This is a genomic window from Mesorhizobium sp. M0306, from assembly GCF_040321655.1.
In the GTDB taxonomy this organism is placed as follows: Bacteria; Pseudomonadota; Alphaproteobacteria; order Rhizobiales; family Rhizobiaceae; genus Mesorhizobium.
Genome location: NZ_JAMYRY010000001.1, coordinates 757,501 through 771,687, shown reverse-complemented (window position 1 = coordinate 771,687; position 14,187 = coordinate 757,501). Strand labels below are relative to the sequence as shown.

The window sequence follows — 14,187 nt, the reverse complement described above, 5'->3', positions numbered from 1 at the left end:
GGGCCGCCGGCACTACGTCCAGTGCCCGAGCACCGCCGTAATCGAAATCGCCGCCATCGCCAGCAGCGCCAGCTTCCAGAAATCGCTGCGCCGCTTCAGCCCGGGCCAGCCGAGCGGCTTGATGAGCTGGATGACCATCATGGCGATGATGACGAGCGCGAGAAGTTTCGACATGCCGCCTTTGATCAGCATCTCGGCTGGCTGTCAAAGCGGCTCCGCGATCGCCGTCTTTCCACTGCGGCAGGCTCTTTTTCGGCACTGCCTGATCAGGTCGGTGGACAAATCGGGATGCCGGTCACGAGAGCTGCACCCTCCTGACAGACTGCTGTCAGCAGGGGTGTGCGATAGTGCCTGCATCGAAAGAGAGGAGACCAGCAATGAACGGTTTTACCATTCTGCGTAGCGTGCAGCATTATGTCGGCAAGATCCGGACGATGCGCAATGAGATCCGCACCCAGCGGTTCATGAATACCCTGCCGGCGGACATCCGCAAGGATATTGGTTGGCCGGACATGTATGGCGACCGCCGCAATGGCGGCAATTGAGGCAAGCTTTCTGCGTGGCGTTTGGATGCGACCTGGCGACGAGCTGAAATGGACATGCTGAAGCCTCCTGACAGTATGGTGTCAGGAGGCTCGTGCCATAGTGCGATGGCCGCCGGAGCCGGATGGCCGAGAGGACGATCGATGAAAAGCTGGAACGACAGGCTGAACACGCCTGGCATCAACGGCAAAAAACTGTCGCCGCGCACCATCGGTGACGTCGTCGAAGGCCAGCCAATGCTGGTTCCTACAGCTCGCCAGGTCGATGCATTCATCCGCTCCATCCCCGAAGGCATGGACATGGATATCCGCGCTTTGCGCACCGCTCTCGGCATCGAGCACGGTGCCGAGGTGACATGTCCGGTCACCATCGGCTATCATCTGCGCACCGTCGCCGAGGCCGCCAACGAGGATCTTGAGCGTGGCATGGCGCTGAGCGACATTGCGCCGTTCTGGCGGATGCTCGATGCAAGCACGCCGACAACGAGGAAACTGTCCTTCGGCGCGGCATTCGTCGCCGCGCAGCGCAAGCGCGAAGGGCTGGAACGATAGACGCCGAGGGACCATACGATGCGCCGCGCCGACAGGCTCTTCCAGATCGTGCAGCATCTGCGTGGTGGCCGTCTGGTCACTGCCCAGAAGCTGGGCACGTGGCTCGAGGTTTCCGAGCGGACGATCTATCGCGACATCGCCGACCTGCAGTCGACCGGTGTGCCGATCGACGGCGAGGCCGGTGTCGGCTACATGATGAGGGAGGGTTTCGACCTTCCGCCGTTGATGTTCACGCGTGACGAGATCGTCGCGCTGGTCGCCGGCGCCCGCATGGTGCGCGCCTTTGGCGGCGCGGCCATGGCGCGAGCCGCCGACGAGGCGCTGGTCAAGATAGGCGCCGTGTTGCCCGACGCCGAAAAGGACCGCATCGCCCGTACCGAGATCCACACGCCGATGTGGGTGGTAAGCGATGCCGCCCGCGAAGCCATCGACCTGATCGAGCGCTCCATCGAGAAACGCCAGGTGCTGACCATCGACTATTCGGATGAGGCCGGCCGCAGCACAGCGCGCGATATCCGCCCGCTCGGCCTGTGGTTCTGGGGCAAGGTGTGGACCTTGGTCGCCTGGTGCGAGATGCGCGGCGATTTCCGCGCCTTCCGCATCGACCGCATCGCTTCGGTGGTGATCGCCGGCCGCACCTTCAAGCCGGAGCGCGGCAAACAGCTCGCCGATTTCTATCGCGCGGTGGAGCGCAGCGAGGATTATGGCATGGCGCCGGACCGGGCAGCGCGAAGCTGACACGGAAGATCGCAAAAAAGCCCGCTTGAAAGCGGGCTTTTTGTTTTGGATGCGAGACCTCTATTCCTCTTCGTCCGTATCCTTGTCCTTCGACTTCAGCGCCGAAAGCTTGGCGAAGACGGCGTTGGCGTCGAGTTCGCGGTCCTCGTCCTTTGGTTTTTCCGGCGCCGGCACCAGCCGTTCGGTCAAGGCGGCCGGCAGCAGCGTATCGCCGACCGGCTGCGCCTGCTCGCGGCCGCGCGAAGCACGGTTGATTTCCATGTCGAGGTCGATCTGCGACGTCAGGCCGAGCGTCACCGGATCCATCGGCTGGAGATTGGCCGAGTTCCAGTGCTTTCTGTCGCGGATCTGGTCGATCGTCGACTTCGTCGTGCCGACAAGGCGGGCAATCTGCGCATCCTTGAGCTCGGGATGATTGCGCACCAGCCAGAGGATGGCGTTGGGCCGGTCCTGGCGCTTCGACAGCGGCGTGTAGCGCGGACCCTTGCGCTTGGATTCCGGCACCCGCACCTTGGGATCGGAGAGCTTCAACCGGTGGTTCGGGTCCTTCTCGGCGCGCGCGATCTCGTCGCGAGTGAGCTGGCCGGTCATGATCGGGTCCATGCCCTTGATGCCTTGCGCCGACTCGCCGTCGGCGATCGCCTTGACCTCAAGCGGATGCAGTCCGCAGAACTGCGCGATCTGCTCGAAAGAAAGCGCTGTGTTGTCAACCAGCCAGACGGCGGTCGCCTTTGGCATCAGCAGCGTATTGGCCATTACAAAAATCCTTCTCGTTCGCCCGCGTTCCCGCGCGGGCGGTGGTTTAGAGCCACCAAAATGGGAAAATCGCGGTCTATATAACCGCTCGCTCGCCGTTTCGCAATGTTTTTGGCAGGCGCGTCAAGGACGGCGTGGCAGCGCGACCAGCAGACCGCGAAGGGTCGGCACATGACGCCATGCAATCGAAGCTTCAAAAAGACAAAGCCCGCCAGACCAAGGTCGGGCGGGCTCGGAACCGGCGACGGAAATCCGTCTGCTACGGCTCTGGCTTCTAAGACGTGATCCCGAACCGCGGCTCGGCGTTGCGGAAAAGCAGCGCCCGGTCTTCGGGCCGGATCGTGCTCGAGATCAAAGCCCTTGGCGAGCGATTCTCTCGATGTCGCCGCGGTTGATGCCGAGGTCGTTGAGCTGACGAGCGTTCAGCCGGTTCAGTTCGCGCACGGTTTCGTTGTACATGCGCCAATTACGGAAAGCGCGGATCGGGTTCATGGTAGTCCTCCATTTCGTTGGATCATTCGTTTCGATGACGCGTAAATAGGCATCGCTGCTCAGGAATTGAACAGACGCTTTTGCATGGCCGCAATGCGTTTGTTGCATTGCACCATTAAGCTTTCGTTCAGCCTGTTTGCCGGCCGTCAGGCGACATCGAGCACAATCTTGCCGATGTGCTCACCCTCCTCCATCCGCTCATGCGCCCGCCAGGCCTCCTTGAGCGGGAAGATCATATCCATGACGGGCGCCACCTTGCGCCTGCCGAGCAACGGCCACACCTGCGCCTCGAGTGCTGCGGCGATTGCCGCCTTGAATTCGACGGTGCGCGGCCTGAGCGTCGAGCCGGTGTGGACGAGGCGCTTGACCATGAGTTTCGAGAAATCGGCGCTGGCAACCGCCCCGCCCTGCGTGGCGATCTGAACGATGCGGCCTTCCAGCGCCGCAGCCTCGTAGTTGCGGGCCACATAGTCGCCGCCGACCATGTCGAGGATCACGTTGGCGCCGCGGCCCTCGGTCGCCTCCTTGACCGCCGCGACGAAATCCTCCTCGCGGTAGTTGATCGCCCGGTCGGCGCCGAGCTTGAGGCAGGCTTCGCATTTCTCCTTGCTGCCGGCGGTGGTGATGACATAGGCGCCGAAAGCGGCAGCAAGCTGGATCGCCGTGGTGCCGATACCCGACGAGCCGCCATGCACGAGCAGCGTCTCGCCGCTCTTCAGGCCGCCGCGCTCGAAGACATTGTGCCAAACAGTGAAGTAGTTTTCCGGCAGCGCCGCCGCTTCGGTGTAGGTAAAGCCGGCGGGCAGCGGCAGCACGCTGCCCGCATGAACCTTGACATATTCTGCATAGCCGCCGCCCGCCGTCAGCGCACAGACCCGGTCGCCGACGCGCCAGCGCGATATCTCGTCACCAAGGGCAGCGACTTCGCCTGCCGCTTCCAGGCCCGGCAGATCCGATGCTCCCGGCGGTGGCGGATAGGCGCCCTTGCGCTGCTGCACGTCCGGCCGGTTGACGCCGGCGGCCCGCACCCGGATCAGGATCTCGCCGGGACCGGGAACCGGTACGTCGCGGGTTTCCGGTTTCAGCACCCGCGGCCCGCCCGGTTCCGATATGGCGATCGCCATCATCTTTGCCGGAATTTTCTGTGCGTTCGCCATGAATTTTCCCGTCGTGCTTCGCCGGTTTCTCGTGCCAGCTCTTGCCGGCCATTTGCATCCATATCCTTGCCCTATGTATGCTCATTGGCAAATCAGGCAAATGGGCAATCACGGAGGAGCGACGATGGCGATCTTCGACGACGAACCCAAGAAGAAAGCGCGCCCGCACGAGATCGGGCAGGATCTGTCGCTGCTTTCCGTCGATGAATTGTCCGAGCGGATCGGCATCCTGCGCGACGAGATTGCCCGGCTGGAAGCCGAGCTCAAGACCAAGGGCTCCACCAAGTCGGCGGCAGAGGCGCTGTTTCGCCGCGGATAGTACTGCGGGTAATTCCAAAAGCTCGGGCACGCCGCCGAAAAGCCCGAATGCCGCTGTCTCCAGACTTGTGCCCCAACCCCCCAGCCGGATTGAAAAATGTTCGCAAGCTACAGACCGATCCTCTCGCTGCTGCGCGGCACCGCGTTCCTGTTGGCGGCATCTGGGCTGCATGGGCTGCTGTTGCCGCTGCGCGGTCAGGTGGAGGGCTTCTCGACGGCATCGCTCGGCCTGATGGGCACGGCTTGGGCTGGCGGCTTCGTCACCGGCTGCTTCTTTGCGCCACGCATCGTGCGCCGCGCCGGTCATGTCAGGGCTTTCGGTGCCTTTGCCGCATCGGGAGCGATCGTCGCATTGCTCACCGGCCTGATCATCGACGAATATACCTGGATCCTGCTGCGCGCCTTCACCGGCTTCACCATGGCCGGCGCCTTCATGGTCATCGAAAGCTGGCTGAACGAGAAGGCCACCAACGAAAACCGCGGCACCGTCTTCGGCCTCTACATGATGGTCACCTATGCCTCGATCATGGGCGGTCAGATGATCGTTGCCGGCGGCGATGTGAAATCGGCGTCGCTGTTCATGATCACCGGCATTCTGTTCTGCCTGTCGCTGATCCCGACGGCGGTCTCGACGGCGTCGCACCCCAAGCCGCTGCAGGACGTGTCGCTCGACGTCAAAGGGCTCTACATCAATTCGCCGGTCTCGGCGATCGCCTGCGTGCTGATCGGCATCGCCAACGGCGCCTGGGGTACACTTGGTGCCGTCTATGGAGCGCGCATCGGCATCTCGACAGCCGAGATCGCGCTGATGATGAGCCTCGTGGTCATTGCCGGCGCCGCCATGCAGCTTCCGGCCGGACGGCTCTCCGACACGACGGACCGTCGTTTCGTGCTGGCGGGCGCGGCTTTCGGCGCTGCGCTGTTTGCCATCGCCATCTTCCTGTTCGAACCGCGCTCCGGCGTCTTCGTCATCGTCTGCACCGCCGCCTACGGCGCCTTTGCCTACACGCTCTATTCGATCGCGGTGGCGCATGCCAACGACCATGCCCGATCGGAGGACTTCGTCAAAGTGTCGGGCGGCCTGCTGCTGCTTTATGGCTTCGGCACGATGATCGGTCCGCTGGTGGCCGCCGGCCTGATGGGCTGGATGCGCCCCGAAGGGCTGTTCCTGGCTACTGCGCTCGCGCATCTCAGCCTGGCCGGCTATACGCTGCTGCGCATCAGCCGTCGTGCGCCGGTGCCGATCGAAGGCCGCGATGCCTTCAAGACCCAGCCGGCCGATCGCTCGGTGACGCCGGAAGCGTTGCGGCTCGACCCGCGCAGAAAAGCTGAAACCGACGGTTGAGATTCGAGGCGCTTTGCCCCACAAATAAGGCATGATGCTTTCCGACGCCTTCATGGCGATTGCCGATCCCAACCGGCGCCATCTCTTGGAAGAGCTCCGGCGCGGACCGAAGACCGTCAACGAATTGGCATCCGGCTTGCCGGTGTCCCGCCCGGCCGTTTCGCAGCACCTGAAGGTGCTGCTTGATGCCGGGCTGGTCAACGCCAAGCCGGAAGGCACCAGGCGCGTCTATACGGTCAGCAATGCCGGCTTCCTGAAGCTCAACATCTGGCTCGACCAGTTCTGGGACGCGGAGCAGCTCGGCTCACCCGGAAGCTGAGGGGCGTCATCAGCGCGTCGGCAACTGTGCAGCTTCGGGCCTAGAGCAATTCCCGGAAAAGTGTGAAACGGTTTTCCGTCCGGAATTGCGCAAAAACAAAGAGATAGAGCGGTTCGGCGTTTCCGTGAAACGATGGACTACTCTAGCCATTGTTGTAGGGGAAGAGCTTGAAATAAGGCTGCGCTTCCTCGATCACACGGGCAACCGAGGGGCGTTGCAGCAACCGGTCGTGATAGCGCCTAACCGCAGGATATTCGTCTCCGAACGGCTCGACCTTGTTGGCGTAGAACAGCGCGGGGGCGGCAGCGCAGTCGGCCATGGTGAAGCTCGCACCCACCGCCCATGTCCTCGACGGCATGTCCCGTTCGATGATGGTGTAGGAGCTGCGCAGCTGGGCGCGGGCCTGCTCGACGCCGAACGGATCGGTCTTGCCCTCCGGCCGCAGCCGGTCGCCGACGATCTTCTGCATCGGTTCCTGGACGTAGAAGTCATAGAAGCGGTCGGCGAGCCGGGCCTGGCGAGCGAGATCGAGATCGGCGGGGATCAGTTCGACCGGCCCAGGATAATACGCGTTGAGATATTCGATGACGATCGTCGATTCCGGTACGGTCCGGTCCAGCGCTTCATCACGCAGTACCGGCATCTTGCCGAGCGGCCACAATTTCAGGAACGCCGCGCGCGACTGTTCATTGCCGAGATCGACAACGACTGATGTGAATGGCGTGCCGTTCTCATAGAGCGCGATCAGCGGCTTCCAGCAGAAGGAGGCCAGTGGATGAAGATGCATAGTAAGGGACATTGTTTGTCGTTCCTTAGGGGGTTCGTCTCGCGGAAATTCGGTGTCGGGGTCACGCTCGGCCCTATTTGGCCTGGCTGTGGGTGACGATGGCATCGATGATCGCGGCCCAGTCGTCGGGATGCAGCTCGTGGCCGCCGCCCTCGATCCGGAGCAGCCTTGCACCGGCGACCGCGTCGGCAAGAGCGGCGCCATGCTCGACTGGAAAGATGGGATCGTCGGTGCCGTGGATAACGAGGAGCGGGGTTTTCATGTCGCGCAGCCGACCCGTCCAGTCTTCGCCGCTCCCATCTTCGCCACTCTTGAGCATGAAATGATTGGTCGCACTTAGAAAACCGCCGGACCGGTCATAATCCTGTTCGACGAAAGCCCGCGTTCGCTGCTCGTCGAAAGAGTGCGCGGCACCGGTGAGCGCATGCGCGTCCTTGACGATGAAATCGACCACTTGGCCCCGGTCCGCCCAGTCGACCTTGGCGCCTTCGGCCGAATGTTTCCTATAGGCCTCGGTGGTTCCGGGCAGATGCGATGTGTCGATGCCCAGGGGCGAGCTGCTGATCACCGTCAGCGAAGTGACACGCGACGGATATTTCAACGCAACGAGCTGCGCGATCATGCCGCCCATCGACATGCCGACCACATGCGCCGTTCGGATTCCGTGGTCGTCAAGGACGTGGATGGCATCGTCCACCATGTCGTCGAATGTATAAGGCGGCTCGCCCGGCGCGTATTTGGTCGAACGGCCGGTATCGCGATTGTCATAGCGGATCACGAAGCGACCCTCGCCGGCCAGCTTCCGGCAAAACGCTTCCGGCCACCAGAGCATGGAAGCCATGGCGCCCATGATCAACAATACCGCCGGATGGGCCGGATCGCCGAAGGTCTGGGATACGATTTCGGGGTGTTCGGCGTTTCTCATGGCCTTCCTCCTTGGGCTTCCAATCCGATTGCAATTTGCAATCAGTTGCACGATATTAAAACCGATACGATAATGCAACCGGTTTTTGGAGATTCGCATGAACATCGATCGTCGGTCCGGATGCCCCATCAACCTGTCGCTCGAAGTGTTCGGCGACCGGTGGAGCCTGATCATCCTTCGCGACATCATCTTCGGCGGCAGACGCCACTTTCGCGAACTGCTCAACGGCTCGAAGGAGGGCATCGCCTCCAACATCCTCGCCGACCGGCTGAAGCGGCTGATGGGGCTCGGCATGCTGACCAAGGCGGATGATCCCTCCCACAAGCAGAAGGCGATCTACAGTCTGACCGAAATGGCGATCACGCTGGTGCCGATCCTGGCGCATCTCGGCGCCTGGGGCCGCGTCTGGCTGCCGGTCAGCGAAGAGCTCTCTATCCGTGCCGAACTTCTGGAAAAGGGCGGCCCGCCGATGTGGGATAAGTTCATGAACGAGTTGCGCCACGAGCATCTGGGTGCGTCTCCTGCCCCATTCGAGCCCACCGTCCGCGCGACTTTGCAGGCCGGATACGATGCGGTGATCGCCCGCAACGCGCGGGGCATCGGCTGCGATCCGGTGCGATGACCAACTTATTTTCCCAATTGCGGGCTGGCTCTGCTATCAAGGGACTGAAGATAATTCACGGGATTGGATAACGCTCTTGGTCGAGAACTCTAAGGACACTGCCCGTGCGCGGGCCGATTTGCGTTTCAAGAAACAGGAAGAGGCAGCCACGGTTCGCCAGAAGGCGATGGCGGAATATGTCGCCGAGAGCGACGCTCGCCAGGCCAAGACCAACAAGCTGCGGGCGCTGCGCCTCGCCAAGGAAGCGGAAGACCTGGCCAATGCGCCTCCGGCCCCGGTGAAGAAGCCTCGCGCCAAGAAAAAATAAGCCGGCGCGCCCAGACGCATACTTCATTTCGCACGCCAAATAGTTCACCGGGATCTTTCTGCCGGTTGATAACTGGCGCGTTTAGGAGACCGCCATGACCGCACTGACGCTCGACAAAGCCCTTGAAATCATCGCCGCCGCCTTTGCCAAGGGTGCCGAGCTCAAGCTCAGGCCGCTTGGCGTCTCGGTGCTCGACGCCGGCGCCCATCTGGTCGCGTTCCAGCGTCAGGACGGCGCCTCGTTCCTGCGTCCGCAAATGTCGGCCGGCAAGGCCTATGGCGCGCTCGCTATCGGCATGGGCTCGCGCCGGGTCGAAGCTTTCGCCAAGGAGCGCCCGCATCTGATCGCCGGCATCTCCGACGTGTCGGGCGGGCGCGTCCTGCCGGTCGTCGGCGGCGTGCTGATCCGCGACGAGGCCGGCACGATCATCGGCGCCGTCGGCATTTCTGGCGACACGTCCGACAATGACGAAACGGCAGCCATCGCCGGCATCGAGGCGGCTGGCTTTAGCGCCGACCCGGGCTGAGCCGGGATCCTTAATTCATGTTGATGTCGCGGCTGGCCGACCGCATCGACACCGAAAAGCCGGCCAGCACGTCGATCAGCGCTATGACCATCAGTGTGAAGAAAACGGAATGGGCGGCGCCCTTCACCAGCAGGAACTCGACCAGATAGGCCACAAAGACGAAGGTCGACAAAAGGTGGTCCATGATCGAGGCATTTGTCGTGCGCGTCGATTTCACCACTTCGACGAACAAGAAGATCAGTGCAATCAGCACGATGAGATCGCCGAGGGTCATCGAGAACACCCCACCCGACATCATCCGGACCGAAAACATTTCGGTCGCCCACGGATCGTCGCCGCTGCCGAATATTCCCAGAAGCCCGAGATTGTAGAGGATGAAAGGCACGATCAGCAGCGGGATGGCACCGAACATGTGGCGGCTCCGGTTGGACTGATCTTTGTAGAGTGCGCCCGGCGTTCGCCGTCAAGAATTTTCGTGTGGCCAGCAAACACGGACAAAGACGGCGTGAAACAACAATGCCAGGCCCGGCTGATACGATCAGTTGTCGCAAACGCAAAAAGACCGGCCAATGGCCGGTCGTTTCGCAACCCATAAACCGTCGAAAGCTCTCTCAGCTTTCCTTCGGCTCCAGAACCTGGCGACCGCGATACATGCCGGTCTTCAGGTCGATATGGTGCGGACGGCGCATCTCGCCGGAGTTCTTGTCCTCGACATAGGTCGGGGCCTTCAGTGCGTCGGCAGAACGGCGCATGCCGCGCTTCGACGGAGAGGTTTTTCGTTTCGGAACGGCCATGGATATGCTCCACTACATGGTCAAAACGCCCCGGCGGCCCTCGTGAAAGGGCCACATCAGGGGCCGGAATCTGAGAAAGTCGGCTGCCTATACACGCCCGATGGCGTTTTGGCCAGCGTCGCCGTGTTTTTTTTTGACACTATCGCAGGCAACCGACATAGGCGCCGGCGCGGCCTGCGCGCCGTTCGATCAACGCGGCAAGCCGCCTCAGTCCCGGCCCGGGCTTCGCCGGATTGCGCACGATCGGGTTCGGCAAGGTGACGGCAAGCAGCGCTGCCTGCCGGCGCGACAGCTGTTTTGCCGAGACGCCGAAATGATGCTGGGCGGCGGCCTCGATGCCGTAGATGCCCGGTCCCCATTCGGCGATGTTGAGGTAGATCTCCATGATCCGCCGTTTCGACAGCACCGCATCGAAATAGACGGCCAGCGGCAGTTCGACGACCTTACGGACCGAGCCCAACGGCCGCGACCATAGATAAAGGTTCTTTACCGTCTGCATGGTGATGGTCGAGGCGCCACGCGTCATCTCGCCGGCGAGCGCATCGTCGACGACGCCGCGCAACTCGCCCAGATCGACGCCGCGATGGAAACAGAACTGCCCATCCTCCGACATGATGACCGAATATGCCAGCACCGGCGCGACATCGTCGATGGAAACCCAGCGCCGATCGTAGCCGGAAAACGTCGCCAGGTCCTTCAGCATCAATGTCGACACGGGATGCACGAATGACGGCAGGTATAGGAAGGTCAGCACCACCGGCACCAGCGCCAGCACGACGGCGACGGCGATGCCGCGCCGGACCCAGCGTTGAAGACCGATGCGGCTGCCGCGTCTCGGTCTCGCCATGTCCAACCCTTCGGTTTCGTGATCGACGATCGGTTCCGCCAAGCCACCCAGTCCGCGCTACTCCCTGCCCCCGGCATAATGGCGCTTGGCTTCTTGCGCAACGTCTGAGTGTCGGCTACCGCTCCCGACCATGACGAAAGACGACCAAATGGCGTTCGAAGCCGCACTTATTGCCCGGGCAGTTCCGCTCGAGGCGCTGCTAAGGCGGTTGCTCGACGGACGGACGCTTTCAGGCGAGGTCGCGCGGCCCGAACGCCTGATGGCGGCAATGCGACATGGCGTGCTGAACGGCGGCAAACGACTGCGTCCCTTCCTGGTCATGGAAAGTGCTGCACTGTTTTCAGCCGATGGCGAGGCAGCGCTGCGCGTCGCGGCGTCGCTCGAATGCGTGCACTGCTATTCGCTCATCCATGACGATCTGCCGGCCATGGACGACGACGATTTGCGCCGCGGCCAGCCGACCGTACACAGGGCTTTCGATGAGGCGACTGCCATTCTTGCGGGCGACGCCTTGCTGACGCTTGCCTTCGACATCCTTGCCGACGAGGCGACAATGCTGCCGGCCGAGCGCAGGGCAGCGCTGGTGCTGGCACTGGCCCGCGCCGCCGGGGCGGGAAGCATGGTCGGCGGCCAGATGCTCGATCTCGAGGCCGAACAAGGCCGGCCGGACGAGGCCGGCATCATCCGGCTTCAGGCGATGAAAACCGGTGCGCTGATCCGCTTTGCCTGCGAAGCGGGAGCCATCCTTGCCGGCGCGCCGTCGGGCGACCGCGAAAGGCTGGCCGAATTTGGTTCGGCGATCGGGCTTGCTTTTCAACTTGCCGACGATCTGCTCGACCTGACCGCCGACGCGCATCAGATGGGCAAGGCGACCGGCAAGGATGCCGCGGCCGGCAAGGCGACGCTGGTCGCGCTGCACGGACCGGGCTGGGCGCGGGACCAGCTCCATGGCCTCGTCGACCAGGCTCATGCGCTGCTCGAGCCTTTTGGCGAACAAGCCGCGCTTCTGAAACAAGCGGCGGAGTTCGTCGCGGCCCGCAACAATTAAAGCGCCCCTATGGCGCGCCGGAGAATTGGCGACTGATAGGCCGGATGCCCTCGCAGCCGACCGATCGGGATCCTTTCCGGCGATGTCGGACCACATGGGCCCGCCACGCCAGTTGCCGAGCCATTCTTCAGCCTCGCGGCAGGGTTCCGCGGCTCGGGTGGACAGCGGTCAGCCTTCGCCAGCTGTCTTTTCCACCACGGGCTGCGGGACCGGTTCCATCTCGACCGCCTGCGCTTCAGCCGGCTTACGCCGGTTGCGGATGAACGCGGCGATGCGGTCGCGGATTTCACCGGCGCTGAGGAATACCGGAACGCGCGCCACCGGCGCGGTCGGCTCAAAGGACAGGCCAAGGCCGGTGATCCTGCCCTTGTCGTCGACGTCGCGGACGATCAGCTCGATCGGACCGAGCAGCACGCGGTCAGCGTATTCGGCGTGGCCGCCGAGCCGCGTAGTGACCAGGTCGCCAATGCTGAGCTTGCGTTCCGCTTCGGTCAGGCCCGGCGCATAGGCGGTCTCCAGTTCCTCGGCGGAGCGTGACGGATCGACGGCGAAGGCGCCGAAGAAGTCCGCATCCTCGGGATCGACCACGGCACGGCTGGCGAACAGTTTGTCGAGCAGGCGCGGATAGCGGTCTGGCACGAAGATGTAGACATGGTCGCCGGCCGCCAGCCGGCCCATGTCCTGGAAGCGCATCGAGCGTCCGTCGCGCAACACAAGCGACGGCCGCGCCCAGCGCGGAATGCGTTCGCCGCGCGCCACCGGGCTGCCGGGTGCCACGCGGTAGGCGAGAAGCTCATGATGGGCGGAGCCCGGCAGCTCCAATTCGACCTTGTCGAGCGGTCCCAGGCGGGCCGGCACGATAAGGCCGAGGCGGCGCGCCAGCGGGCCGACGGTCCATCCCTGGATGATCAGCGAGACCAGCACGATGATGAAGGCGGTGTTGAAGATGAGGCGGCCGTTCTCAAGGCCGCCGAGCAGCGGCGTGATGGCAAGCAGGATCGACACGGCGCCACGCAGGCCGACCCATGAGACGAAGGCGACTTCCGGGCGTGGCAGACGAAATGGCATCAGGCAGAGCCAGACCGCGATTGGCCGTGCCACAAAAATCAGGAACAGGCCAAGCAGCACCGCCGGCACCAGGATTGCCGGAAATTGCGAAGGCGTCGCGAACAGGCCGAGGATCAGGAACATAATGATCTGCGCCAGCCACGACATGCCGTCCTGGAAGCGCTTGAGGATGGTGACGGCCCGGATATCGGAATTGCCGGCAATCAGGCCTGCGAGATAGACCGCCAGGAAGCCGGAGCCGCCGATGGCGCCGGCGGCAGCGAACACCATCAGCGACAGCGTCAGCACGAAGATCGGCAGCAGGCCGTGATCGAGATTGAGGCGATCGACAAGGCGCACGATGGCCATGCCGCCGAGAATGCCGATGACTGCGCCGAGCCCCATGTTGACAAGGAAGCCGACGGCAAGATCGGTAACCAGCACCTTGGCCTCGGGGTGGGTATTGGCGGCGATGACCTCGACCAGCGTGATGGTCAGGAAGATGGCGATCGGGTCATTGGTGCCGGATTCCACCTCGAGCGTGGAACGCACGCGCTCGCGCAAATTGATCTCGCCGGCGCGCAGCAGGAAGAACACCGCCGCGGCGTCGGTCGAGGCAACGGCGGCACCGAGCAGGAAGGATTCCAGCCAGGTCAGGTCGAGCAGATAATAGGCGGCGGCGCCGAACAGGCCGGTGGTCAAAAGGACACCGAAGGTCGCCAGCGACAGCGCCGGCCCGGCCGCCTGCCGCAAGGCGTTGAGCGGCGTGCCGAAGCCGGAATCGAAAAGGATGACCGCCAGCGCCAATGAGCCGGCAAAATAAGCAACTCGGGCATTGTCGAAATGGATGCCGAGACCGTCGGTTCCGGTGGCGAGGCCGATGCAGAGAAACAGCAACAGGAGAGGGGCGCCGAAACGGAAGGCGATCAGGCTCGAAAACGCGGCGGCAACGACAAGAGCTGCGCCAACGAGCGTCACCAGATAGATACCATGCTCCATTCGTTGGTCGCCCCTAGTCGATATGCTCCGGCATCACGGGAGAGTGGGGCGAAGACATGGCCGCTG

20 protein-coding genes are annotated in these 14,187 nt (G+C 63.2%); 10 read left to right on the top strand and 10 right to left on the bottom strand.

Translation table 11 applies throughout. The features are described 5' to 3' along the window. Positions 1-12 precede the first annotated feature (12 nt). Positions 13-174 (bottom strand): hypothetical protein, encoded by a 162-nt coding sequence (locus tag NKI95_RS03995; RefSeq protein WP_008873884.1) that lies wholly within the window; start codon positions 172-174, stop codon positions 13-15. Between the two features lie 203 nt (positions 175-377). Here NKI95_RS03995 and NKI95_RS03990 point away from each other — a divergent pair, with 203 nt between their 5' ends. The 3 genes from NKI95_RS03990 (at position 378) to NKI95_RS03980 (ending at position 1,832) form a co-directional block, all read left to right on the top strand. Continuing rightward, the gene (locus NKI95_RS03990) at positions 378-545 is read left to right on the top strand and encodes a hypothetical protein (RefSeq protein ID WP_254816537.1); all 168 of its coding nucleotides are present in this window, start codon (positions 378-380) and stop codon (positions 543-545) included. A gap of 141 nt (positions 546-686) precedes the next feature. Beyond that, positions 687-1,094, top strand: a complete 408-nt coding sequence (locus NKI95_RS03985; protein WP_352714332.1) for a hypothetical protein — start codon at positions 687-689, stop codon at positions 1,092-1,094. Between the two features lie 18 nt (positions 1,095-1,112). Then, positions 1,113-1,832 (top strand): helix-turn-helix transcriptional regulator, encoded by a 720-nt coding sequence (locus NKI95_RS03980; protein WP_023678491.1) that lies wholly within the window; start codon positions 1,113-1,115, stop codon positions 1,830-1,832. A gap of 60 nt (positions 1,833-1,892) precedes the next feature. Here the strand turns inward: NKI95_RS03980 and NKI95_RS03975 are convergent, their stop codons facing one another. The 3 genes from NKI95_RS03975 to NKI95_RS03965 form a co-directional block, all read right to left on the bottom strand. After that, the gene (locus tag NKI95_RS03975) at positions 1,893-2,588 is read right to left on the bottom strand and encodes a DUF1013 domain-containing protein (RefSeq protein WP_352714330.1); all 696 of its coding nucleotides are present in this window, start codon (positions 2,586-2,588) and stop codon (positions 1,893-1,895) included. A 351-nt stretch (positions 2,589-2,939) separates the two neighbouring features. After that, positions 2,940-3,080, bottom strand: coding sequence for a DUF1127 domain-containing protein (locus NKI95_RS03970; protein ID WP_023720976.1), 141 nt, complete (start codon positions 3,078-3,080; stop codon positions 2,940-2,942). 146 nt (positions 3,081-3,226) lie between these two features. After that, entirely contained in the window at positions 3,227-4,237 is a 1,011-nt protein-coding gene (locus tag NKI95_RS03965; RefSeq protein WP_352714328.1) for an NAD(P)H-quinone oxidoreductase, read from the bottom strand. Positions 4,238-4,361: 124 nt separating this feature from the next. On the opposite strand from NKI95_RS03965, the gene NKI95_RS03960 reads away from it, so the two are divergent. The 3 genes from NKI95_RS03960 (at position 4,362) to NKI95_RS03950 (ending at position 6,219) form a co-directional block, all read left to right on the top strand. Beyond that, the gene (locus NKI95_RS03960; RefSeq protein ID WP_023678495.1) at positions 4,362-4,556 is read left to right on the top strand and encodes a DUF1192 domain-containing protein; all 195 of its coding nucleotides are present in this window, start codon (positions 4,362-4,364) and stop codon (positions 4,554-4,556) included. Between the two features lie 96 nt (positions 4,557-4,652). Continuing rightward, complete coding sequence (locus tag NKI95_RS03955; protein WP_352465767.1) at positions 4,653-5,900, top strand: MFS transporter; 1,248 nt, start codon at positions 4,653-4,655, stop codon at positions 5,898-5,900. Between the two features lie 31 nt (positions 5,901-5,931). Then, positions 5,932-6,219 carry an ArsR/SmtB family transcription factor gene (locus NKI95_RS03950; protein ID WP_023678497.1) on the top strand — a complete coding sequence of 96 codons (288 nt, stop codon included), beginning with the start codon at positions 5,932-5,934 and terminating at the stop codon, positions 6,217-6,219. Positions 6,220-6,361: 142 nt separating this feature from the next. On the opposite strand, the gene NKI95_RS03945 is transcribed toward NKI95_RS03950, so the two are convergent. Both NKI95_RS03945 and NKI95_RS03940 read right to left on the bottom strand, forming a co-directional pair. Continuing rightward, complete coding sequence (locus NKI95_RS03945; RefSeq protein WP_352714327.1) at positions 6,362-7,018, bottom strand: glutathione S-transferase family protein; 657 nt, start codon at positions 7,016-7,018, stop codon at positions 6,362-6,364. A gap of 61 nt (positions 7,019-7,079) precedes the next feature. Further along, complete coding sequence (locus NKI95_RS03940) at positions 7,080-7,931, bottom strand: alpha/beta fold hydrolase (protein WP_352714325.1); 852 nt, start codon at positions 7,929-7,931, stop codon at positions 7,080-7,082. 97 nt (positions 7,932-8,028) lie between these two features. On the opposite strand from NKI95_RS03940, the gene NKI95_RS03935 reads away from it, so the two are divergent. From NKI95_RS03935 to NKI95_RS03925, 3 genes are all read left to right on the top strand, one after another. Further along, positions 8,029-8,553 carry a winged helix-turn-helix transcriptional regulator gene (locus NKI95_RS03935; RefSeq protein ID WP_352714323.1) on the top strand — a complete coding sequence of 175 codons (525 nt, stop codon included), beginning with the start codon at positions 8,029-8,031 and terminating at the stop codon, positions 8,551-8,553. A 76-nt stretch (positions 8,554-8,629) separates the two neighbouring features. Next, a complete protein-coding gene (locus NKI95_RS03930; RefSeq protein WP_023678501.1) occupies positions 8,630-8,860 on the top strand; it encodes a hypothetical protein in 231 nt (76 codons plus the stop codon). Between the two features lie 94 nt (positions 8,861-8,954). Beyond that, positions 8,955-9,386, top strand: a complete 432-nt coding sequence (locus tag NKI95_RS03925) for a GlcG/HbpS family heme-binding protein (RefSeq protein ID WP_352714321.1) — start codon at positions 8,955-8,957, stop codon at positions 9,384-9,386. Between the two features lie 10 nt (positions 9,387-9,396). Here the strand turns inward: NKI95_RS03925 and NKI95_RS03920 are convergent, their stop codons facing one another. From NKI95_RS03920 to NKI95_RS03910, 3 genes are all read right to left on the bottom strand, one after another. Continuing rightward, entirely contained in the window at positions 9,397-9,798 is a 402-nt protein-coding gene (locus tag NKI95_RS03920; RefSeq protein WP_023720966.1) for a hypothetical protein, read from the bottom strand. A 199-nt stretch (positions 9,799-9,997) separates the two neighbouring features. Further along, complete coding sequence (gene rpmF, locus NKI95_RS03915) at positions 9,998-10,180, bottom strand: 50S ribosomal protein L32 (protein ID WP_006203806.1); 183 nt, start codon at positions 10,178-10,180, stop codon at positions 9,998-10,000. Positions 10,181-10,319: 139 nt separating this feature from the next. Beyond that, a complete protein-coding gene (locus NKI95_RS03910) occupies positions 10,320-11,078 on the bottom strand; it encodes a biosynthetic peptidoglycan transglycosylase (RefSeq protein ID WP_352540340.1) in 759 nt (252 codons plus the stop codon). Between the two features lie 79 nt (positions 11,079-11,157). Here NKI95_RS03910 and NKI95_RS03905 point away from each other — a divergent pair, with 79 nt between their 5' ends. Continuing rightward, the gene (locus NKI95_RS03905) at positions 11,158-12,075 is read left to right on the top strand and encodes a polyprenyl synthetase family protein (RefSeq protein WP_352714319.1); all 918 of its coding nucleotides are present in this window, start codon (positions 11,158-11,160) and stop codon (positions 12,073-12,075) included. A 168-nt stretch (positions 12,076-12,243) separates the two neighbouring features. Here the strand turns inward: NKI95_RS03905 and NKI95_RS03900 are convergent, their stop codons facing one another. Beyond that, entirely contained in the window at positions 12,244-14,121 is a 1,878-nt protein-coding gene (locus tag NKI95_RS03900) for a potassium/proton antiporter (protein WP_352714317.1), read from the bottom strand. Positions 14,122-14,187 lie beyond the last annotated feature (66 nt).